We start from the raw sequence: 22,378 nt of genomic DNA, 5'->3' as shown, positions 1-22,378 counted from the left end.
GCTCATCGGGCCGGGTACGGCCGGCCCAGCCCGTGCTCGGGATGGGAGGCCCGGTAGGCCCGGGCCCGGTCGACCCGGGTCAGGGCCTCGGGCAGGAAGGCGAGGGCACGGTCGATCTTCTCATCCGGCTCGGCGCAGCTGAATCGGAGGAACCCGGCCCCGGCCGGGCCGAAGCACTCGCCGCCGAGGCAGGCCACGCCGAAGGCGTCGTCGGCCCCTTCGAGCAGGAACATGGCCAGGCCGTGCGAGGTCAGGCCGAGCCGGTTGCAGACCTCCCGGACATCGGGGAAGACGTAGAAGGTGCCCGCGGGTCGCTCGACCTCGATCCCGTCGATGGTCGCCAGCCCGTCCGAGAGGCGCTCGACCTTGCGGCGGAACCGTTCCATGTAGTCGTTTCGCGTGTCGAGGTCCTGCTCCAGGGCCGCCAACGCGCCGAGCTGCACGAAGGGCGGGCTGCAGGAGGCCGAGGTGTTGATCAGCTTGCCCATCGCCTGCACGACCTCGGGATGGGCCACCGCGAAGCCGAGCCGCCAGCCGCTCATGCTGTACGACTTGCTCATGGTGTAGGCGGCGACGACGTGTTCCATCATGCCGGGCCGGGCGAGCAGCGACTCGTGCCGGCCCTCCCAGACCATGTGGCAATAGGGCTCGTCGGACAGGACGACCAGGTCGGTCCCCCGGATCAGGTCGGCGATGGCGTCGAGGTCCTCGCCGGTCGCCACGCCGCCGGTGGGGTTGTGGGGCGAGTTGAGGAAGACGGCCCGGGGGCGGCGGTCGTTCCGGAGGAATTCGGCGATCTGCTCGGGCCTCGGGCGGAATCGGTCCTCGGCCCGGAGGGGGACGAGGACCGGCCGGGCGCCGACGCGTTGGAGGTTGGGCAGGTAGGTCGGGAACTGGGGGCCGAAGATCAATACCCCATCGTCGGGTTCGAGGAGCGCCTCGGCGAAATAGGTCTCGAAGGGCTTGGCCCCGGAGGCGACGATGACGTGGTCGAGGTCGGCCTCGATGCGGAACTCGCGCCCCACGAAGCTCGCCGCGGCGCGGCGGAACTCGGGCAGGCCGAGGCTCGGGCAGTAGCCGGTCCGGTTCTCCTCGATCGCCCGGATGCCGGCCGCCTTGGCGTGCGGCGTGCTCGGGAAGGGGCTGTCGCCGATCTCCAGCTCGATGACCTCCTTACCGGCGGCCTTGAGCGATCGGGCGACGGCCAGGACGCTGAACGCGGTCTCGGTCGTCAGGTTCTGGGCCAGGGAGCTGAGGCGGGGCATGTCTGGAGGTTCCGAGGGGTCGGGGCGGACGGAGAGGACGGCGCGATCACCGAGACGATTGCCCGCGCAGGGCAGCGGCCTCGCGCCGGCCGATTCGGACCGGGACGAGGCCGCCTGCGATTCTCGTGCGATCGGGTCGGCGAGGCAAGGCCCCTGCCCTGCCCTGCCCTGTGCGCTCTCGCGAGCTGGGCTTGCGATTACTTCGAGGCGATGGCCTGGGCCAGCGGCTGGACGATCCGGGGGATGACGCGCTGCTGGACCAGTTCCTCGCCGATCTGGCACTGGCGCTGGAAGGAGTCGACGAAGCTGCGTTCGGGGCCGGTGCCCCAGTACTGCCGGACCGTGAAGTAGATGCTGATCTGGTCTTCGGGGTACTCCCCGGTGCGGATCTGGTAGGCGTTGGTCCGGGTCTCCACGCTCAGGCGACACTGGAGCCGGCACGATTCTTCGAGGGCCAGGGTGATCGACGGTTCGTAGTGGATCACCCGCCCTCCGGCGATGTCGACCAAGCCCTCGGGGCCCCAGCCCATGCCGAGGGCCTCGGCCACGACCTCGTCGTGGTTGCCCTCGTAGGTCAGGTCGAAGCCGAACATCACGTCGAGCGCCTCGCAGTCGAGGACGCTGATCGTCAGGAGATGCGGGGCGAGGTCGAGCACCATCTGGTGCTGTCGGTAGGCTTCCTCGGGGGTCGGCGGGTTGACGAAGCCGGAGCAGAGCCGACGCTGCTCGATGGCCACCCAGCGGTAGCTGCCCCGGTCCTTGTCGCCTTCCAGGACCAGGTCGCCGTTCTCCCTCGTGTAGAAGTTCTGAAGCTCCGGGAAGCCCTTCTTCATCTGCTCAAAGAAGTGCAGCACCGTGTCCCGAGCGGTCGGGAGCTCCATTTCCGTGTTCAGATTGACGTTGATGTAGAAGTCGTCTGCGTTGGATTGCAACCGATTCATGGTCGTCTGGTCCTGCCGCGTAGGGGAGCCCGGTCTGCCTCCCCGGCAGGGACGGCCGGGGATCGGGCGAGAGTCGCCGTCCGTGCTCAAACCGAACCATTATAGCGAGTCACGGTTCCCATGTAACGGAAACGAAGCACCCCGATCGCTGCCCATCGACTCGATTCCGCCCCCCGGTCGGCCCCGCGACCGCCGGCGATGACTCTTAACGTCTTTCGGGGAAAGCTGTTATGGTTGATGCGAGTCTGACGTAATCGGGTGAGAATTTCAGACGACAATGTGCAGCCATGCGTGTCTGACTTCAATGGTTTTCGTGCGGTCCCGCCTCGTCGACGCGCGACCCGGACGCCGGGATCCCGGCCCGTCGCCCGGCGGTCGGGTGGAGCAAGACTCAGACGCGGGTCCGTTCCGCCTCGGGATGGCGGAGGCGAATCGGGGCGATTTCGTCGGCGGGGGCGTTCGGGTGCACGAACAGGCGGAGGCGACAGGAACTGGCCCGCGAATCCGGGACGAATCGGAAGGAGTCCCCACCCCGGCTGGACGGGAACTCGGCGAGGATGACCCCGTCGTCGGCCGAGAGGGGGACGGTCCGCGGGTGTCCGACCAGGACCAGCGGGGGGATGGGGGCGGTCGGAGGGTCCGAGACGAGGGAGAGGGTCCAGGATCGGCTCGCCAGCCGGGGGCGTCGGAGGGTGTAGGAGAGGCTGATTTCCGGGACCGGCCCCGGCACGACGGTCCGGGCGGTCGGCTCGAGCCCCGGCGAGAGCCGAGACTGGCCATCGACCTCGCAGACGCTGTAAATCGTGATGTGGTAGGCCGCAAGGTCCCCCTCGGGCAGGTCGAGGGGGGCGTAGCCGCTCCGGCTGTATTCCAGCTCGGAGACGACGCGGCGGAGTGCATCGGGGTCATCCGCGCCCGACGGGGCGGCGCCGGCCTTCGCGACGATGAGGGTCTGCTGACCCGACGGGCTCCAGCGCCAACGGAGGTGGACGCGACCCGAGCCGCCGATGCGGACGGCCCGGAGGTCGCTCGGATCGGGGAGGTGGGAGTAGGCGACCGTCTGGCCGACCGTGCAGATCCCCCCCCAGGAGGTCAGCGGGACGTAGTAGCACAGGCCCGTCGCGGGCGGCCGGGTGTCGACGGCGTGGTCGGGGCCGGCAGCCGGCAACCGATCCCCTTCCAAGGACTCGGCCGCGGAAGTCGAGAGGCGTTGGCCGGCATGCAACGGCGGCGGGCGGTCGGCCCGGAGGATGCGGACCTGCCCGCGTTCCGGGGGCGCCCAGGAGATGCGGACGCTCGCACCGTCCTGCAGCGGTTCGAGGCGGAGCGCCTCGACGGCGGCCACGGGCGGATGGGGCATCGCCGCCAGGTGGACCCCCCTGGAGAACCTCGGTTTCCCCTCGGGGGTCCGGTACACGGCATGGATCGCATAGTGGTAAACCGTGTCGTCGCTCAGGTTTCGGTCGCACGACCCTTCGGGAAGGGTGTCGACGACGGTGCCGTCCTCGGGGTGGGTCGGCGGGGTCCCTGTCTTCCGGACGACGCGGACCTCGGTCGCGCCCAGGGGGAGCCGCCAGGCCAGGTCGACCTCGCCGCTCCGGACCTCGACCCGGACGTCGCGCACCTCGGCGAGGACCAGGACCGGGCCGACGCCGGCGGGATGGACCGAGGAGATCCCGTCCCGCCGGGAGAACACCGCGTAGCCGACGACCTCGCCCGGGCTTGCGGTGAGATCCCTGCACTGGGTCGCGGAGGTCTCGGTCAGGAGCGTCCCGTCGTCCGGGGAGTGGGGGATCCCGCGAGCCTTGCGGACCACGCGGAATGCGGGCGGCCCCAGCCCATCGGGCTGCGGAGGGGACCAGCGGAGGACGACCGCCTCCTGCTCGACCTCGGCCCGGAGGTCGATCGGAGGGTCGGGAGGACAGCGGCGGAGGGCATCGGCCGCCTCGCCCAGGTCGGCGGCGGTCTGCAAGGCGCGTCGCAGCAGGAGGCGGGCCTGGCCGGGGTCGGTCCCCAGGAGCGACTCGCCGCGGGCGGTGAGCGATCGCGCCTCGCGGAGCCCCCGGTTGACCTCGGCGAAGGCGGAGCGGACCTCGGGGTCGGTCGGGTCGACCAGGGCCGCCCACTTCCGGAGCGCGACCTGGGCGGCCACGAGATGCCGACGGGCCAGATCCTGCTCGAAGCTCGACCGCGTGTGTTCGATCTGGGCGAGCCGCTCCTTGACCTTCTCGACGGCCTTCCTCGTTCCGGGGTGGTCGGGCGCGAACTCCTGGATCCGGTGCAGGTGGGCCAGGGCCGAGGCATAGTCTCGGGCCTTGTGGGCCCGCTGGGCGGCCTCGAAGTGCTGGAGCATCGGCTCCCGGAGCTCCAGGCGGAAGCCGCAGGGGCATCGAGGCTCGTCGACCCAGTGGTCCCGATGGCAGATCGGGCACTCCCAGCGCAGGGAGTCGCCGCAATGTCGGCAGGCCCGGCTGCTGCGGCCGGAATCGGTCAGTTCGGTCACCCCCCGGCATGATCGGCAGCGGAGCAGCCGCATCGGGCCGGGCGGCGAGGAGTCGGCGGGGGCGGGGGCCTCGGCCACGATCCCGAGCGAGCGGCAGCCCTGTCGGATCAGGCGGAGGGCCCGGTCGGGGGCGATCCCCAGGCTGGCCGCCTCGTCGAGCAGGGCGGATCGGGTCCCCGGCACCAGTCGAGACTCGCCGTCGAGGCTGAAGCGGATCGCCAGGCGGAACCGGTCTTCGGTCTCCCGCTCCAGGGTCCGGTCGTATCGCGCCCGGGCCTCGGGGGTGCCGAGGTGCGACTGGGCGTACGAGATGACTTCGAGCCAGGCCGTCATCTCGGCCGAGACCCGGGACTTCTGCCGCCAGCGGTGCCGCTGCTCATCGGCCCGGTTGAGGATCTCCGAGTGCGGGGCATCGCGCTTCAGGCCGAGGGCATCGTAGAGGTCGAGGCGTCCCAGGTGGTCGAGCGTCCGACGGATCTGCCCCCGGGTGGCCGAGTCGATCACGTCTTCGGGCGGGTCGTCCACCTCGGCCGGCTCGGGGGGAGTCTCGGGGAGCGGCGGGATCGGTTCGAGGAGCCGGGCGAGGGTCTCGTCCGGCACACCCAGGCGCAGGGCCTCGGACTTCAGCCGGTCTCGATCGGAGACCGTGAGCCCTCCCTTGGCCGACCGCAGGCGGATGAGCCGCTGCAGCTCGTCGAGCTTGCGGTCGAGTTCGAGCCGGCGCCGGGCGGCCAGCTCGGCGTCGTAGGCCGATCGGGTGGCGAGGTCGCCGAGCAAGGCCGACCGGATCGTCGGGATCTGGTCGAGATAGGACTGGAACGTATGCCGATGCTTCGGATTGCGGGCGCCGGCCGACCATTTCGGCTGGCAGCGCGCGAGGGCCTCCTCGATCGCGGCTCGATCGGCGTCTGGCGTGATGCCGAGCATCTCGTAATAGTCGGCGGCCATGGGCGATCCGAGGGGGCGCGGGCGTCGGGCGATCCCCGATCGGGCCGACGGGACGCGCCGAGCGGGCCATCGGAGCGCGGCGCGTCGCCCCGGACCGAGGGCCGTGTCCGAAGCATTGTTGCGCCCGGGCCTTTTCCTGTCCAGTCGTCGGGGATTTCCGTCCGATTTCGGGAAACCTGCTCTACTGTACTGATTGAGAGGTCCCACACAATTGGGATGAAGAGGAGGCCACCATGGACGCGTCACGATCTCGGCGGAAGCGCGACCCGGCCCGCAGGGCCTGGTATGCGCGGTATCGTCAGTGGCGATTCGCCCGGCATTACGGGTTCCTCGCCCCGGTCAACAAGCCCGCCCCGAACGAATTGCTCGATCGGCTGCCGTGCGGGGGGGGACCGGGTTCCTGAGGGGGCCGGCCGGACGGCCCCCGGCGCGACGAGGCGCTCAGGTCGTCTCCAGGGCGACCCGGAAAATCTCGAAGACGACGGCCACGAGGGCCGCCACCCCGATCGCGCCGAGCACGACACCGCGAGTCGCCCGCGATCCCGGTCGATGCCGACGCTCGCTGAGGCTGAGGAACAGGCCCAGCGCCGAGACGATCGCCGCGGCGAAGACGCCGAGGCCCGAGAGCACGAGCGAGAGCAGCAACTGCACCGCCAATTCCTTCCGGAAGGGCGCCCCCGGTACGGCCGGTTCCGGCTTCAAGAGCACGTAAACCGCGATGGTGACGACCCAGAGCGCCAGCCCGAGCACGGACAGGCTCGGGCCGAGGCGACTCGACCGCTCGGGGGCGCCGGGGCCGGATTGGTCAGTCGAGAGGCTCATCCGCGATCAATCTCCACGGCTCGGAACGTGAACCCGGTCGAAGGGGGACCGAATTCGAAATCGCTGCTCCGGGAGGAAACGAGCCCGGGTCGCCCTGTTTCACCTCAATCTCAATCGGAGCGCATGCACCGGCGACGTTCAGGATTCACGGACTGGGCTCGGGGGAGTCGCCCGCCAGGGCCCGGTAGAAGTCGCCGAGCTGCTCGACCTTCTCCCAGTCGCGCTGGAGCCCTCCCCAGGCGAAGACCAGGACGCCGGTCGACGGCCCTCGGGTCCCGTGATCGAGGACGTCGGGGACCTCCTCGGGCGCGACCGACTCTCCCCAGTCGGAGAGCTGGACAATGGGCCAGATCACGAGGTTCGCGTCGGGGTCGCCCTCGATCCCGAGGAAGGAGCCGAGCCAGGCCGTCTGCCGGGAGATCCAGTCGCGGTCGCTCGCGTGGCCGAACCGGGCGTGGTAGGGCATCGGGCTGAGCACGTCGAACAAGGGGGCCTGGGCCTTCAGGTCGATGGCCAGCTTGTCCCGGAGCGCGTTGTCGTATTCCGAGTCGGTCCAGGGGCAATGGAAGGTCCCGAGCAGGGCATCGGGGCGGGTCTCGTCTCGGATCGATCGGAATTCCCGGACCCAATCGGTGAAGACGTCGCAGCGCCACCGGATCCATCGCTCCGCCATCGGGCCGAGCAGGATGGCCGATCGCTCGGCGGTCGGCACATCGGGCAAGTCGACCCCCGAGTCCTCCTGGAACCGGTCGAGGCAACGCTCGCAGAAGCAGGTGTCGGGCAGGAGGGGTTCGTCTCGCTCCCAACTGGCATGGGCGTGGTGGTAGTCGAGCCAGATGCCGTCGATCTCGAAGGTGCGGAGCACGCGGCGGAACTCGTCCATGCGATGCGACCGGTACGCGGGATGGGTCGGGCAGATCCCTTGCCACCCCTCGGGAGGAGGGCTCGATTGGCCGTCCGGGCCGATCGGCGCCGCGTCGGGATGCTCGTCGAGGAAGGAGGCGACGTGCATCGTGTTGAACTCGGCGAAGACGCGCGCACCTTGTTCGCGCAGGGTGGCGATGTCCTCGGCCCGGAGCCCTCCCGAGCCGATCCAGACGGCGTTGATGCCGTAATCGGCCAGCGACTCGCCGCGTTCGAGGATCTGCCGGGGGACGCCGCCGTAGATGCCCCGCACCGTGACGGGTCGCTCGGCCAGGGGCTTGGGGTCGTCGGCTCCCAGGCTGAGCAGGGCGGCCAGGCAGGGAAACAGCGCACGAGAGCGAGAACGAGGGCTTGGGCGAATCATCGGGGCGATTCCTCCATCGAGGTCGGCTCGGACGGGCCGATCGTATCGTCTGGCGAGGCTCGGAGGAAGTAAAACAGGGCGATCCCGTCATAAACCGCGTGGGCGACGATCGGCACGAGCAGGTTTCCGGTCAGCTCGAACAGCCACCCGAGGTAGGCCCCGATCAGCGTGGCGAGGATCGCGTAGGTCGGGGTGATCGCGTGGAGCAGGCCGAAGATGAGCGAGGCGATTACCAGGGCCGGCCCGAGGCCGAGCCAGCCCCGGAAGGCCGATTGGATGACCCCTCGAAAGAGGGTCTCCTCGCCCAGGCCCGCGGCCCCGGCGATGAGGGCGAGTTCCCACCAGGGTCGTCCCCGGAGCGGCGGGAGGAGCAACTGGTCGAGCAGGCCCCGGATCCGGGCCAGCGCCCGGGACGTGCTGCGGTCGCAGACCAGCAGGAGCACGACCATCGGCAAGGTCGCCGCCAGCCCGAGCATCATCCCCCGGAGATCCAACTCCAGGTCCCTCCAGGGCTCGATCCCGAGGGGCCACCCGATCCCGATGGCCACCAGGACCAGAGCCAGTTCGACGATGATCGCCGTGCGAACGAACGGTGTCATGAGTCTCCCACGCCCGAGCCGCGATCCGGGTGCCTCGCCTCGCTCCCCCTTTGCGCCGGAGCGTCCGCGATGGCTCATCAGATCGGGCCTCGGCCCGGATCGCAAGGCCAGGATGCCCCTCGGCCGATGATGGCCGTCGCTTCGTCGCCAGCACCGATCGGGCCCACGGGGCACCCGAGGCCGGACGCTCGTCGGTTGACGCCGCCGCCCGGCCCGGCCAGACTCGTGACACGCGCCCCCCCCCTGCCCTGCCAATCGATTGCGACGGAACCCCCGATGCGATTTGCCCTGAAGGAGTCGTGGCTCGGCCTGAGGAACTCGACCACGAGGCTGCCGTTCCGCTACGGCAAGGCGACCTTGAGTCGGTGCCCGCAGGCCGTCCTGGAGGTCGCGATCGAGGTCGACGGTCGGCTGCAACGGGGATACTCGGGGGATTGTCTCCCTCCCGGGTGGTTCGACAAGGCCCCGGGGCGATCCTACCGCGAGCAGGTGGCGGACATGATCGGGGTCATCGGCCGGGCTCGGGCGGCCTTCGCCCGGGCCGCATCGCGTCCGATCAGCCTGTTCGAATCCTGGCGAGAGGCCGACGCTCATTGCCGGGCCGACGCCTCGGGACGGGCCCTGCCGGCGCTGCTCGTCGGGTTCGGGGTGAGCCTGGTCGAGCGGGCGATCATGGACGCCCTGGCCCGATCGGCGGGGCTCGGTTTCGCCGAGGCGCTGCGATCGGACCTCTTCGCCATCGAGCCGGGGGCCGTCCACGAGGGCCTGACGGGATTGCGGCCGGCCGACTGGCTCCCGGAGACGCCTCGGCGCGAGGTCTTCGTGAGGCACACGGTCGGGCTGGGCGATCCCCTGACGGTCCGGGACATCGCGCCGGGGGAACGGGTCGGGGACGGCCTGCCGCAGGCCTTCGAATCGTACGTCGAGCACTCGGGGTTGCGGTTCGCGAAGGTCAAGCTCTCCGCCGACGTCGACGCGGATCTCGATCGGCTCCGGGCAATCGCCGCGATCCTCGAACGGCATCGAGGGGCCGATTACCGCCTGACGCTCGACGGCAACGAGCTGTTCGGGGACGCCGGGAGGCTCCGCGCCTTCGTCGATGCCCTGCGATCCGACGCCCGATTGGGCCTCCTGGCCGAGAATGTCCTCGCGATCGAGCAACCGCTGGGACGATCGTTCGCGCTCGACGCCGATCAAGGGGAGGAGATCCGGATCATCTCCGCCTGGCGCCCCGTGATCATCGACGAATCGGACGCGACGGCCGACGCCTTCCCGCAGGCGCTCGCGCTGGGGTATCGGGGAGTCACCAGCAAGAACTGCAAGGGGCCGACGAAGGCGATCCTGAACGCGGGCCTCTGCTGGTCGAGGAACGATCGGGGCCGGACGAGCGAGGCCGTGATGACCGGCGAGGACCTCTGCTCGGTCGGGGTCGTCCCGGTCCAGGCGGATCTCTGCCTGGCCGCGACATTGGGGCTGTCGCACGTCGAACGCAACGGGCACCACTACCACCCGGGCCTCTCGTACCTGCCCGAGTCGGCGCGGGAGGCTGCGCTGGCGGCTCATCCCGATCTGTACGCGAGGAAAGGGGACATCATCGGCCCGGCCGTCCGCGATGGCCGGTTCGCCATCGGCTCGCTCCGGTGCGTCGGATTCGGGTTCGCCGTCCTGCCCGACCGCTCGCACTACGAGCCGGTCGAGTCCTGGCAGTTCGACTCCCTCGGCCTGGCCGACGATCGGATCAGCGGATGATCCCGCGCCGTTCGAGCGTGGGTCGGCAGTATTCGAGCAGCTCCAGGTCGGCCAGCTCTTCCAGGATGGCCTCGCGGGTCGGTTCCTGGAGCGAGGCCCGCACGCCATCGAGCAGGGCCGTGGCGAACTGCTCGCGGGCCCTGGAGATCGCCTCGCGGACCCAGCCGGCCTGCACCGGTCTCCCCAGGACGGGCGAGAGCATGGTGGCCAGCTCCGGCGACTTCACCTTCGGGTGTCGGACGCGATGCTGCAACACCGTATGCAAGGGCTGCCCGGTGCGCTCCTGATGACGGGCCAGGGCTGCCCACGCCTGCGCCATCAATTCGCGCTTCCAGCTCTCGGTGAACTGGCGATCGAAGTCGGCGGGGCCCTCGTCGGGGGCGGCCGGCTCGGGGACGTGCGAGACGTCGATCGAGCCCGGCGCCCGCTGGCGCTTGCGGTAGTGATCGATCATCAGGTTCCGGAGCGCCCGCTTCAGGAAGTCTCGGAAGCGGCCGCGGCGGGGATCGGCCCGGTGCAGGTCGCCCCGGAGGAATCGGAGCGCGAACTCCTGGTCCAACTCCGAGGCCAGTTCCGGGTCCCGCAGGGCGCCGAGCAGGTAGCGATGGACGGCCCCCGCGTATCGGACCATCAGCTTCGTCTGCGCCGCCGAGATTTCCTCGGGAGGCCCGTGATGAGCCTGAAAGACCAGATCCCATTCGGTCGAGATCCGGCTGAGATGGGCCTGCTCGTCGTTCATGGACAGGACCTCCCGCTCCCGAGACTCGTCGCCAAGCCTGACGTCAGTGGCAAGTGTCGGGCCACCCACCCTGTGAGTCTACGGAATTTAACACGGATCGGGAACATGTCCAAACCCGGTCGCTTCTGTCCCTCGCACCGGAGGTGACGGGTCGTCGTGCGGGCCTCCCGTTGTGCTGGGTCATCACCCCCGAAAAAAAACGCAAAAAGGTGCCGACAATCCTCGGGGGTCGCCGTACAGGAAGGTGACGCAAGTCGGCACCGGAGATCGGCTCCGGGGCCGCCGGGCCATCGATCGCCAGGATGGTCCCGCATACGACCGGCTCTCGCACGCAATTCGCCCCTCGGCCGACACGGCCCAGGGCTGCGATCCGGGTCCGTCCGCACCTCGGCCTTGGCGAGTCGTCCGGGACGATGAAAGGGATGAGGGACAATGGAGACGGTCTCCTTGCTTCTCGGGGACGATCACCCCTTGATCCAGCTCGGCTTTCGGGGAACGATCCGGCTGCCGGGGGAGATCGCGGTGCTCATCCTCGGCGGCTCGGGCCCTCCCAGGGCCCGACGACGCCTGCCGGTGCGCAAGCGCCGGGCGCTGCTCCTGATGGCCGAGGGGTGCGAGCCCCCCGACCTGGCCGGCCGCCTGGGGCTCTGCCTCGAACATGCCGAGGCCCTCTATGAAGAACTGACCCAGAAGTTCGGGCTGGACCGGATCGATCGCCAGGTGCGATCGGCCCTCCGATCCGGTTCCCTTCGATCAGGACGCGGGACGATCGACTCGACCTGGGGAGGAATCCTCGGGAATCGCGTCCGGGATCTCGGCTCGCAACGGGGGAGCAGAATCATGGCGGATCAGGAGCTGGTGCGGATCCTTTTCCCCGACGCCCTGGCGCGTTGTCAGGCCAACGGCGAATGGATGGTGCTTCCCGACCCCGAGGATCAGCACCTGCTCGGCTCCGGCCCCTCGGAGTCGGACGCCTGGACCTGCGCCGCGGTCCGGCTGTGTCAGGATGAGTGGTTCCGACCGATCCTGACGCAACTGATGGCCATACAATCGGCCAGACAAGCGGGTGCCTGAATCCGACTCGGACCTGGGCTGGCCTGGCCTGGCCGAGCGATCGGCGGGCGGTAGGGCGTACCGGGCCTCGCCAATCGCCTCGGCGGGGATCGGCGGGGGTTCCATCGCCGCGCGCTCGGAATCATGATGCGGGTTGTCATTTTGAAACAGGATCGAGCGATCGAGGGCAGATCTTGACGGGCGCCGACGATACGCTGAAATCGTCCGCGATCCGCCCACCCCTTTCCGTCCAGGGAGATCCGCTCGATGAGTCGTTTGCTGTCTGTGCCGGCCTTGCTTGTGCTGCTGACGCCCGCCGTTCACGCCGATCTGCCGTCGTATGTGGAAGCCCCCGACCCGAGTTACGCCTGGGAGCAGACGAAGAACGACACGACGCCCTTGGGGACCGTCCACCATCTGAAGCTGACCTCGCAGACCTGGAGAGACGCGCCCTGGACCCACCAGTTCCGGATCTATGAGCCGGCCCGGGTCGATCACGGCGACATGATGGTGCTGTTCATCACCGGGGGCAGCAGCCGGTCGGAGCATCGCCCCTCGGATGACCTGCTCGCCTTCGCGCTGGCGAGTGCGGCCGGTTGCCGGGTCGCCGTGCTGCCTCAGGTGCCCAACCAGCCGCTGCTCGGCGACCGCTACGAGGATGACCTGATCGCCGAGACGTTCGTCAATTTCCTCCAGTCGGGAGAGCAGGACTGGCCGTTGCTGCAGCCGATGGTCAAGAGCGCCGTGAAGGCCATGGATGCCGCCCAGGAGCATGCCGAAGGGCTCGGCCGCCCGGTCAAGCGTTTCGTCGTCACGGGGGCCTCGAAGCGAGGCTGGACCACCTGGCTGACCGGGGCGATGGATGACCGGGTCGTGGGGATCGCCCCCATGGTGATCCCGACCCTGAACATGAGGGAGAACATCAAGAATCAGCTCGAACTCTGGGGCAAGTACAGCGAGCAGATCGACGACTACACGCGGCGAGGCCTCACCAGCTCGTTCGAGACCGAGGACGGGGCCAAGCTCTGGGAGCTGGTCGACCCGTATTTCTACCTCGACCGGATCACCGTCCCCGTCGTCCAGATCAACGGCACGAACGATCGCTACTGGACCCACGACTCGATGCGGTTCTACTGGGACAAGATCCAGGGCCCTTCCTACGTCGTGAATCTGCCCAACGCCGGCCACGGGCTCGATGAACACCGGGACTACGCCGTGAATGCCGTCGGGGCGTTGGTCCGCCACCTCGCGACCGAGACGAAGGCCCCCGCGTTCCGGTGGAAGGCCGTCGATGAGGGCGGTTCCACCAGGTTCCTCCTCACGGCACCCTCGGACGCCCGCCCCCAATCGGTCGCGGTCTGGGTCGCGAACTCGGACGACCGCGACCTGCGCGACGACGAGTACCGCAAGATGGCGGTCGAGGCGAAGCACGAGGACGGGCAATCGACCTGGTCCTATTCGCTCGATCGTCCCGAGTCCGGCTCGATCGCGGCCTTCTTCGACCTGACCTACCAGGTCGACGGCCTGACCTATCACCTCTCCACCCCGATCCACGAATTCCGGGCGGATCCGAGCGAAGACACCGCGACCGGCGAGTCGGCCGAATGAGCCGGATCCTCTCCGTCAACGTGGGCCGGCCCCGCCTCTTGCAGCGACGGGGTCGGACCACCTCGACCGCGATCATCAAGCGGCCGGTCGAGGGCCGGGTCGCCGTCGGCCCCGAGAACCTGGAGGGGGATCAGCAGGCCGACCTCTCCGTGCACGGGGGGCCGGACAAGGCCGTCTACGCCTATCCGGCCGAACATTACGACGCCTGGCGCGACGAGTTGCCCGGCGTCGACCTGCAATGGGGGGCGTTCGGCGAGAACCTCACCTGCTCGGGAGGCTGGCGCGAGGACGAGGTCCGGATCGGCGACCGCTTCCGGGCGGGCGAGGCCGAGTTCGAGGTCTCGCAACCCCGGCTCCCCTGCGGGAAGCTCAACCTGAAGTTCGATCGGACCGACATGGTCAAGCGGATGCTCGCCAACGGTCGCTTCGGCTTCTACTTCCGGGTGATCCGGACCGGATTCGTGGCCGCGAATGACCCGATCGAACGCATCGCGCGGTCGCCGTACGACCTGACGGTCGCCGAGGCCGCCCGGCTCGAAGTGATCGACCGGCATGATTTGGAGCTGCTCCGACGCGCCGTCGCGGTCGAGGCCCTGCCCGCCTCGTGGCTGCAGACGTTCCGCGACCGGTTGAGGGGCCTTGAGCAGGGGGATTGACCGCGAGTCGCCTTGCCCTGCTCGGCGGCTTGCGGTACCGTCCGGCTCGCGGTCCCCGCCGGGGCCGCGCCCGGTTACCGTTTTGATATGCGTCGCCACACAGCGGAGCGGAGCAGAGCGATGCCCTCGACAGCAGTCATGGACGACGAACTCGCCTCGATCCCCTGGTTCCACCGGATCGACCTGGGCAACGGTGTCACCACCCCGGGGATCGACGACACGGCGACGAAGCTCGATCAGCTCCGCTTCCCGGCCGACCTGAGCGGCAAGACGGTGCTCGACGTCGGGGCCTGGGACGGCTTCTTCTCCTTCGAGGCCGAGCGGCGAGGGGCCAGCCGGGTGGTGGCGCTCGACGGCGGCGTCTGGAATGCCCCCCAGATCGGTCGTCGCGGCTTCGACTACGCCCGCCGGGCGCTCGATTCCGGGGTCGAAGACGTGACCATGGAGGTCCTGGAGATGACCCCCGGACGGCCCGGGGTCTTCGATGTCGTCCTGTTCCTGGGCGTGCTCTATCACCTGCCGAATCCGCTCGCCGGGCTCTGCCAGGTCGCCGCCTGCACCCGGGAGCAGATCATCCTGGAGACGCACGTCGACCTGCTCGACATCGACCGCCCCGCCGTCGCGTATTACGGCGCGGACGAGTGCGCGAACGACCCGACCAACTGGTGCGGGCCGAACCAGGCGGCGCTCGAGGCGATGCTCAGGACCGCCGGATTCACCCGGATCCGGACGTTCCCCGCGGTGACCGACGTGCATTACTCGGTCGCCGGGGCTCCGCGCGGCACCTACGGCCGGATCGTCGTGCACGCCTGGAAGTGACCGGGCACCGACTCAACGGAAGCCGGCGACGATCGCCCGGACATACTCCTCCAGTTGGGGACGGCCGCCGAAGGTCATCCCGAGCGATCGGAGTTTCCCGGTCTCAATCTGGTGCTTGGGCCGGGGGGGTTCGCCGATCACCCGGCCCGGGGCGCCGGCGTCCCGGGCGATCATGGCCACGTCGTACTCCGAAACATACGAATCATAGCAATTGAACGATTGCCCGGTGACCTGCCCGGCGGGGGCGTCGAGCAGCAAGGCGACGGCCCGGGCCACGTCGATCACGTGGACTTCCTTCCCGCCGCGACGGACGTTCACGTCTCGGCCCTGCACGAGTTCTCGGATCAACTCGTACCACTTGCTCTGCTCGATCGGCCGGGCCAACCCGTAGATGCCGGTGGGCCGCACGCTGCAGATCGGCAAGCCTCGCCCGCTGAAGCTATGCACGAACGCCTCCAGGGCGGCCTTGTGGGCACCGTAGTGGCTGCCAGGCCAGAGGGGATGCGTCTCGTCGAGCGGCCGGTCGTCGAGGATCGTCTCATAAACCGCGCAGGTCGAGACGAACACCACGCGAGCCACGCCGGCCCGTTCCGCGGCCTGGAAGAGCCGGAGCGAGCCCATCAGATTCGCCTCGGCGAAGCTGAGCAGGTCACCCTCGGCTCCGATGAACCCGGAGCCGGGGCGGTCGAGCGCCGCGTGCACGAGGGCGTCGCAGCCCTGCAGCAAGGCCGACTCGCTCCCGGGGTCGCGGAGCGAGCCGGGGACCCACTCGATCGCCCGGGAGGCGGCATCGAAGCCCCCGCGGTCGCTCTGCATCCGGTACCAGCACCGGCAGGTATGGCCTCGCTCGGCCAGGATCGAGACGAGCGATCGCCCCAGGAATCCGGTCGCACCCGTCACCGCGATCTTCATGGTCTCGTTCCGCCTTTCCTGTCGGCCGAATCGAGCGGCCGCCCGCGCCCGGTCAGGGCGATCGCTTCAACACGGCCACCCAGATGCCGCCGCCCGGCGGGTCGAGCGGCACCGACGATCCCGCCTCGACATCCGGGGACGGCCGCCAACGCGCCCCGGTCACGTCGAGCCAGCGCACTTCGAACGTGCCCTGCTCCTCGGAAAGGTCGAGCGCGACCGACCCGCCGTCGGTGAACAGCACGACGTATTCCGACCCGGGGATCCGCGTCAGGTACGCCTCGTTCTCGTCGCGGTCGAGCAGCAACCGGCCGTCCCGATCGGGCCGGGCGCCCGTCAGGTCGACGGCCTCGGTCAGCATCCGGGCGGCCCTCAGGTGACGGACCGCCCGATCGTTCAACCCCTGTCCCGAATCGGGGCGATGGAATCGGGTGGAGGCCAGCCCCCCCACGAGATTCCGCCAGAACCGCTCGATGCCGTCCCGGTCCGTCCCGTAGCGGCCCGAGTCGGCGCCATAGACCTTGACGCAGTTGATCGGCCTCGGCCGATCGGCGAGCCGAGCCCGGAACTCCTGCATGTTGGCCCAGTGGGCCTGGCCGCGCTGATGATTGTTCTGGGAAATATCCACGAACGAGTATCGATCCGGGTGGTCGATCGTATGGCGGTGCATCGGGTCCGAGAGGTCCCAGGGGTCCCACATCTCGGTCAAGTGCACGGTCACCCCGGCGTCGCTGGCCTTGCTCGCAATGTAGTCGGCCCAGTAGGCGCCCCACTCGGGCCGGCCGCTCGTCTCGTTATCCATGCAATAGAGCACATTCGGATAGGAGAGGCTGATCGAGAGCATCTGGTCGACCTGTGCCTGCTGGTAGGCGAGCACGCCGGCGTTGTCGTCCAGGCCCGGGACGGTGAAGAAGAAGCGATTGTCGTTCTGTCCGGGATGGTTCGGGTAGCGCGGCTCGAGGCCCGACTCCTCGACCGAGTAATTCCGGTTGTTCGCCGGATTGTAGGGGTTCAGCAGCCACGGCTCGCGGGCGAAATCGAACCGATCCCAGACCTCGATCTGCACGATGATGTCCCGCTCGGCTGCCAGGCGGAGCAGGGTGTCGAAGTGGTCCCAGTACTCCCGATTCGGCCGATCGAGGTCGTACCGGCCGTCGTCCCCCTTCGCGAACGGCCAGAGATTCCCCTCGTCGCGGCTGGACATGGTGTTGCGGATGTAATTCCCCCCCGCGTCCAACAGTCGGTCGAGGTGCCGGCGAAGCTCGGGCTCATCCCACTGGAACAGGTTGTCGTCGTCGCTCCCGCCCAGCAGCACGAGCGTCTCCCCTCGATACTGCCAGTACGAGGGGTTCGACGCGCTCGGCTGGATCCGCCCCGAGTCGTCGGCCGGGGCCCCGCAGGCCCCGATCAGCACGAGGGCCTGCGCGAGGAGAAGCCCCGAACCCTGACGGACGACGGTCTTCATGATCGACTCGCTCCGGGGTCAGAAGGTCAGGCGATGAGGTCGTGGACGACACGACCATGCACGTCCGTCAGGCGGAAGTCACGCCCGGCGTAGCGGTAGGTGAACTGCTCGTGATCGAACCCGAGCAGGTGGAGCATGGTCGCGTGCAGGTCGTGGATGTGGACGGGATTCTCGACCGCCTTGAAGCCGAATTCATCGGTCGCCCCGTGGACATGTCCGCCCTTGACCCCGCCGCCGGCCATCCACATGGTGAAGCCGTAATGGTTGTGGTCGCGGCCGTTCATCTTGCCGGCGTTGGCGCCGGGGGTGGGGAGCTCCACGGTCGGGGTCCGGCCGAACTCTCCCCCCCAGATCACCAGGGTCTCGTCGAGCATCCCCCGCTCTTTCAGGTCCCTGAGCAGGGCGGCGATGGGGCGGTCGCACTGGCCGGCGAGGCGGCGATGCCCGTCCTCGATGTCGTCGTGGTTGTCCCAGGGCTGGCCGTTGCCGTGATAGACCTGCAGGTAGCGCACCCCGCGTTCGAGCAGCCGGCGGGCGATCAGCAATTGCCTGCCGTGGACCCCCTCGCCATACCGCTGGCGGACGTGCTCCGGCTCCCGCGAGACGTCGAACGCATCGGCAGCTTCCGATTGCATGCGGAAGGCCAGCTCGAACGACTGGATCCGGGATTCCAGCTCGGCGTCACGCCGGCGACGCTCGAGGTGCTGCTGGTTCAGCTCCGAGAGCAGATCGAGCTGCGCCCGCTGCTCGGGGGTGGCGAGCCGGTCGTTCTTGATGTACTCGATCAGCTTGTCGAGACTCGTATGATTCGAGTCGATGTGCGTCCCTTGATAGATTCCCGGCAGGAAGGCCGATTTCCAGTTCGACGACTCGGCGATCGGGTACCCGCCCGGGCACAGCACGACGAATCCCGGGAGGTTCTGGTTCTCGGTCCCGAGGCCGTAGAGGACCCACGAGCCGACGCTCGGCCGGGGCAGGCGCGCGTCTCCGCAGTTCATGAGCATCAGCGACGGCTCATGATTCGGCACGTCGGCCTGCATCGATCGGATGACGCAGATGTCGTCGATGCACTCGGCGACGTTCGAGAACAGCTCGCTGACCTCGATGCCGCTCTCGCCGTACTTCTTGAATTTGAAGGGGGAGTTCAGCGCCGCCCCGGTCCGGCGCTCGGTCCGCAGGTTCTCCGTCGGCAGTTCCTTGCCGGCGTAGCGGGCGAGCATCGGCTTCGGGTCGAACGTGTCGACCTGCGAGGGCCCGCCGTTCATGAACAGGTGGATCACCCGTTTCGCCCGAGGGGCCATGGGCGGCGACTTGGGCGCGAGCGACGATCGGACGGCGTCGTCGGCCCGAGCGGGGCGGGCCAGCGCCCCCGAATCGCTCATCAGGCCGCCCAGGGCCATCGCCCCGAATCCCATGCCCGATCGGCACAGCAGTTCTCGGCGAGTGACCGGGAGGTCGCCGGGGTTCGGTCGATGATGTGGCATGGGGCCATGCTCCTTCCATGAGGCCGCCTCGCGACGGCCCGCTTCATCTTTGCCTGATCGTGATCAGTCGATGTACAAGAATTCGTTCGTCATGAGCAGCGCCTGGGCATACTGTTCCTCGGCCGTCGGCGGGGCCTCGGGGGGGCCCCGGAAGTCGGACCGGGCATCCCAGGTGGTCCGCGATCCCGCCGGGGTCTCGAAGGTGAGCACGGGGGACCACGCGAACGAGTCGTGGCTGGTATTGCCGAGGCAATCGACCACGAAATCGACGGTCTCGCCCGCGGCGACCTCGACGGCCGCCACCCGGGTCCGCGACCGGCCGTCGTGAGTCACCCACTCGCCGAGCAACCCGCCGGACTCCGAGACGATGCGACCTCGGACCCCGTCTCCCCGGGCGTTGCGATGGACCAGACTCCCTTCGACCCGGATCACTCCGTCCTCGGGGGCGGTCCAGCGGCGGACCGCGGCCCGATCGGGGCCGTTGCCGACATGGCCGCCCTCGGCCTTCAGGTGCAGGTGGCCGGCTTCGGGATGGGGGAATTCGGCGCCGAACTGCCAGGACTCGCCGGTCCAGTGCTCCAGCGGCCGGAAGTGCGTGACCCGGCCGGTCTCCTCGTCGAAGCGGCCGAAACCGTAGCTCCAGGGCGAGGGAGCGGGGCCGGTCGAGGCGTCCGGGCGGCCGAGGAATCGCTCGCCGAGCTGCAGCTCCGACGGCTCGGGCGGCCGCCCGTAGAGCAGTCGGTAGAGTCGGTTGATGCGGTCGGCCGGGGCGTCCGACGCGGCCTCGTCCCGGCAACGCTCGGCGAGCGACCGCGCCTGCTCGGCCACGAACGGGCTGTTCATCAGGAAGAGGGCCTGCTGCGGCACGATCGTCTCGGGGCGGTCCGGGTTCGAGACCTCGGTGCTGGCGAAGTCGAACGTCCGGTACACGCCGTCGAGGAAGGTGCGGTCGATCATCGAATAGACCGTCCGCCGCGTGCCGTCCGGGGCCGAGGGAGTCGGGCTCGGCCGGCCCCCGAAGCGGGCATCCAGCCGCCCGGAGACGGCGAGCATGGCGTCCCGCATCGGCTCCAGCTCCAGCCGCTTCCGATTCTGCCTCCAGAGCAGGCGGTTTTCGGGATCGATCGCCGCCGCATCGGGCCGGTCCAGGCTCGACTGGCGGTAGGCCCGGGAGTTGACGATCAGGCGATGCATGGCCTTGATGGACCAGCCGCCTCGCACGAATTGGGTCGCCAGGTAGTCGAGGAGCTCCGGATGGGTCGGCTGGTCGCTCCGCGTCCCGAAATCGCTCGGCGTGCCGACGATCGGCGTGCCGAAGTGGTGCATCCAGATGCGGTTGACCATGACCCGGGCCGTCAGCGGGTTGCTCGGGTCGGCGATCTTCTGCGCCAGTTCCAGTCGCCCGCTCCCCTGGGAGAACGGCCGACGGTCCTCCCCTTCCAGCAGTTGGAGGAACTGGCGGGGGACCTGCGGGCCGCGGTTCCCCGGGTTCCCCCGGACGAAGATGAACGGCTCGCGGGGTTCGTTTGTATCGACCAGCACCATGGCCCGGGGCGGGGCTCCCGGATGGTTGACCTGGAGTTCCGCCGCCCGACGTTCCAGGTCGCGCAGCTCGTTCCGCTCGTCCCGTTCCAGCAATCGCCGGGTCTCGTCGAGCGAGGCGACCGCCAGGGCCCCCGACTCGCTCGAGAACAGCTCATCGATGGCCGGTCGCCCCGGTTCCTCAGGACCGTCCTCGGTCTGATCCGAGAATGCCTGCGCGTAACGCTCGATCACCTCGGCGAAGGTTCTCGGCGTCTCGGGCTGCGTCAGCTCGCGCTCGATGACCGGATTGAGCGGGGCCGAGGCATCGGCGGTCAGCGATGCGAGGGCCTCGGCCGCGTCCTCGGCGAACGACTCGGCGGGCAAGGCGGCCAGGGCATGCCAGGGGGCGAGGATCGGGTTGGTCTCCGGGGCGGCTTCATCCAGGAGGCGGGTCCACTTCTCGAGGAAGGCGCTGAGCCGCCGGGGGGGCAGGTCGCGTGCTCGGGCTTCCTGGTCGATGACCGAGTCGTTCCGCCGCCGACGATCGCCGGCGTCTTCCCCGGTCGATCCGAGCAGGTGAGCGGCCTCGAGATACGCGTGACTCCGCCGTCGGAAATCCAGGAGGATTTCGTCGTGCTTGGTCTGGAGGAAGGCCGTGATGGCCGCTTCACGCTCCTCGAGCTGCTTGAGGAAGTCGTCCCGATCGGGCCCGCTCGAATCGGCCAGTTCCGTGATCAGGGGAAGGGTGTCCGGCTCGGTCGAGCTGTTCAGGACGCCGTAGAGCGAGTAGTAATCGGCCGTCGGGATGGGGTCGTACTTGTGGTCGTGACAGCGTGCGCAGGAGACGGTGAGGCCCATCAACCCCCGGCTGATGACGTCGATCCGGTCGTCGATCATGTCGTTGGCGTTATTCAGGAATCGCTGGCCGACGGTCAGGAATCCCATCGCCGCGAGCGCCGGATCCCCGGGGGGGAGGTCGAGCTGGTCCGCGGCGAGCTGTTCGAGGATGAAGCGGTCGAACGGCTTGTCCTCATTGAACGAGTGGACCACGTAATCGCGGTAGGTGTAGGCGTACGGGTAGCGCCGCTCCTCGGTGAACACGTATCCCTTCGTATCTGCATATCGGGCGACGTCGAGCCAGTGGCGGCCCCATCGCTCGCCGTATTGCGGGCTGGCGAGCAGGCGATCGACGACCTCGGCGAAGGCGACGTCGTCCGGCCGGGGGTCCGTCTCGAAGGCCTCGACCTCCTCGGGCGTCGGCGGCAGGCCGATCAGGTCGAACGAGACCCGGCGCAGCAGGGTCCTCCGGTCCGCCTGGGGCGAAGGCGCGATCCCCACCTCGTCGAGCCGGGCCCGGAGGAAGGCGTCGACCGGGGTGGCGACGGCATCGGGGGCGGGCACGGCCGGGGGATCGGGCGCGACGATCGGCTGGAAGGCCCAGTGGGTCGCCGAGGCGTCGGCGACGTCCTCGGGGGTCGGGATGGTGGCGTCGTCGGGCCAGGGCATCCCCATCTCGACCCATCGCCCCAGATCGCCGATGACCTCGTCGGAGAGCGGCTGATCCGGGGGCATCTTCAGCTCGGAATCGTGCCGGAGCACGGCCAGCAGGGGGCTCGCCGACGGGTCGTCGAGATAGACCGCGGGCCCTTCGATAAACCCGCCGTCGAGGATCGCCGCCCGGGAATCGAGTCGGAGCCCCGAGGTCTGCTTCCGAGCACCGTGGCACGAGAGGCACTGCTCGGCCAGGACCGGCCGGATCCGCTCCTCGAAAAAGCTGATGGCTTCCGGGGGCCAGTCGTCGGTACGATCGTCCTGGGCCGCGGAGGCGTTCGGTGAGACGACCAGCAGGACGGCCGCGAGGCAGCCCCCCCAGGTCGTGACGGTCCGGGTTCGTTTCGATTCGGTCGCCATCATTGCGGCCGCGACTCCAGCGAAGAAAGGAAGAGGGACGAACATCCTGAGCGTCTTCGTCCGGGGCGAAACCGCGACACTCACCACCACCCACG

17 protein-coding genes are annotated in these 22,378 nt (G+C 69.2%); 6 read left to right on the top strand and 11 right to left on the bottom strand.

What is annotated here, in order from left to right:
* Positions 1-2: 2 nt before the first annotated feature.
* From AB1L88_RS05735 to AB1L88_RS05725, 3 genes are all read right to left on the bottom strand, one after another.
* Positions 3-1,265, bottom strand: a complete 1,263-nt coding sequence (locus tag AB1L88_RS05735; RefSeq protein ID WP_367095680.1) for an aminotransferase class I/II-fold pyridoxal phosphate-dependent enzyme — start codon at positions 1,263-1,265, stop codon at positions 3-5.
* A gap of 197 nt (positions 1,266-1,462) precedes the next feature.
* Positions 1,463-2,206 (bottom strand): hypothetical protein, encoded by a 744-nt coding sequence (locus AB1L88_RS05730; RefSeq protein WP_367095679.1) that lies wholly within the window; start codon positions 2,204-2,206, stop codon positions 1,463-1,465.
* Positions 2,207-2,597: 391 nt separating this feature from the next.
* Positions 2,598-5,657 (bottom strand): hypothetical protein, encoded by a 3,060-nt coding sequence (locus AB1L88_RS05725; protein WP_367095678.1) that lies wholly within the window; start codon positions 5,655-5,657, stop codon positions 2,598-2,600.
* A 233-nt stretch (positions 5,658-5,890) separates the two neighbouring features.
* Between AB1L88_RS05725 and AB1L88_RS05720 the strand changes: the two genes are divergently transcribed.
* Positions 5,891-6,061 (top strand): hypothetical protein, encoded by a 171-nt coding sequence (locus tag AB1L88_RS05720; RefSeq protein WP_367095677.1) that lies wholly within the window; start codon positions 5,891-5,893, stop codon positions 6,059-6,061.
* A 37-nt stretch (positions 6,062-6,098) separates the two neighbouring features.
* On the opposite strand, the gene AB1L88_RS05715 is transcribed toward AB1L88_RS05720, so the two are convergent.
* The 3 genes from AB1L88_RS05715 to AB1L88_RS05705 all read right to left on the bottom strand — a co-directional run bounded on the left by AB1L88_RS05715 (position 6,099) and on the right by AB1L88_RS05705 (position 8,366).
* Positions 6,099-6,479, bottom strand: a complete 381-nt coding sequence (locus AB1L88_RS05715; protein WP_367095676.1) for a hypothetical protein — start codon at positions 6,477-6,479, stop codon at positions 6,099-6,101.
* A 145-nt stretch (positions 6,480-6,624) separates the two neighbouring features.
* Positions 6,625-7,767 (bottom strand): hypothetical protein, encoded by a 1,143-nt coding sequence (locus tag AB1L88_RS05710; RefSeq protein ID WP_367095675.1) that lies wholly within the window; start codon positions 7,765-7,767, stop codon positions 6,625-6,627.
* Positions 7,764-8,366, bottom strand: a complete 603-nt coding sequence (locus AB1L88_RS05705) for a CPBP family intramembrane glutamic endopeptidase (RefSeq protein WP_367095674.1) — start codon at positions 8,364-8,366, stop codon at positions 7,764-7,766. The genes AB1L88_RS05710 and AB1L88_RS05705 overlap by 4 nt, the downstream gene beginning before the upstream one ends.
* Positions 8,367-8,642: 276 nt before the next feature.
* Between AB1L88_RS05705 and AB1L88_RS05700 the strand changes: the two genes are divergently transcribed.
* The gene (locus AB1L88_RS05700; RefSeq protein WP_367095673.1) at positions 8,643-10,115 is read left to right on the top strand and encodes a mandelate racemase; all 1,473 of its coding nucleotides are present in this window, start codon (positions 8,643-8,645) and stop codon (positions 10,113-10,115) included.
* Here AB1L88_RS05700 and AB1L88_RS05695 read toward each other — a convergent pair.
* Complete coding sequence (locus AB1L88_RS05695) at positions 10,105-10,854, bottom strand: sigma-70 family RNA polymerase sigma factor (RefSeq protein WP_367095672.1); 750 nt, start codon at positions 10,852-10,854, stop codon at positions 10,105-10,107. The two genes, AB1L88_RS05700 and AB1L88_RS05695, sit on opposite strands and share 11 nt — an antisense overlap.
* Positions 10,855-11,286: 432 nt before the next feature.
* Between AB1L88_RS05695 and AB1L88_RS05690 the strand changes: the two genes are divergently transcribed.
* The 4 genes from AB1L88_RS05690 to AB1L88_RS05675 all read left to right on the top strand — a co-directional run bounded on the left by AB1L88_RS05690 (position 11,287) and on the right by AB1L88_RS05675 (position 14,990).
* The gene (locus tag AB1L88_RS05690) at positions 11,287-11,928 is read left to right on the top strand and encodes a hypothetical protein (protein ID WP_367095671.1); all 642 of its coding nucleotides are present in this window, start codon (positions 11,287-11,289) and stop codon (positions 11,926-11,928) included.
* A 246-nt stretch (positions 11,929-12,174) separates the two neighbouring features.
* A complete protein-coding gene (locus AB1L88_RS05685) occupies positions 12,175-13,515 on the top strand; it encodes a PhoPQ-activated protein PqaA family protein (protein WP_367095670.1) in 1,341 nt (446 codons plus the stop codon).
* Entirely contained in the window at positions 13,512-14,171 is a 660-nt protein-coding gene (locus tag AB1L88_RS05680) for an MOSC domain-containing protein (protein WP_367095669.1), read from the top strand. Before AB1L88_RS05685 ends, AB1L88_RS05680 begins: the two co-directional genes overlap by 4 nt.
* A gap of 120 nt (positions 14,172-14,291) precedes the next feature.
* Complete coding sequence (locus tag AB1L88_RS05675) at positions 14,292-14,990, top strand: DUF1698 domain-containing protein (protein ID WP_367095668.1); 699 nt, start codon at positions 14,292-14,294, stop codon at positions 14,988-14,990.
* 12 nt (positions 14,991-15,002) lie between these two features.
* Here AB1L88_RS05675 and AB1L88_RS05670 read toward each other — a convergent pair whose 3' ends face one another.
* The 4 genes from AB1L88_RS05670 to AB1L88_RS05655 all read right to left on the bottom strand — a co-directional run bounded on the left by AB1L88_RS05670 (position 15,003) and on the right by AB1L88_RS05655 (position 22,286).
* Positions 15,003-15,902, bottom strand: a complete 900-nt coding sequence (locus tag AB1L88_RS05670; RefSeq protein ID WP_367095667.1) for an NAD(P)-dependent oxidoreductase — start codon at positions 15,900-15,902, stop codon at positions 15,003-15,005.
* 52 nt (positions 15,903-15,954) lie between these two features.
* Complete coding sequence (locus AB1L88_RS05665; RefSeq protein WP_367095666.1) at positions 15,955-17,364, bottom strand: hypothetical protein; 1,410 nt, start codon at positions 17,362-17,364, stop codon at positions 15,955-15,957.
* Between the two features lie 26 nt (positions 17,365-17,390).
* Positions 17,391-18,848, bottom strand: coding sequence for a DUF1501 domain-containing protein (locus AB1L88_RS05660; RefSeq protein ID WP_367095665.1), 1,458 nt, complete (start codon positions 18,846-18,848; stop codon positions 17,391-17,393).
* A gap of 63 nt (positions 18,849-18,911) precedes the next feature.
* The gene (locus AB1L88_RS05655; protein ID WP_367095664.1) at positions 18,912-22,286 is read right to left on the bottom strand and encodes a PSD1 and planctomycete cytochrome C domain-containing protein; all 3,375 of its coding nucleotides are present in this window, start codon (positions 22,284-22,286) and stop codon (positions 18,912-18,914) included.
* Positions 22,287-22,378: the final 92 nt, after the last annotated feature.

Source organism: Tautonia sp. JC769 (genome assembly GCF_040717455.1).
In the GTDB taxonomy this organism is placed as follows: domain Bacteria; phylum Planctomycetota; class Planctomycetia; order Isosphaerales; family Isosphaeraceae; genus Tautonia.
This window is presented reverse-complemented; position numbering and strand designations above follow the sequence as displayed.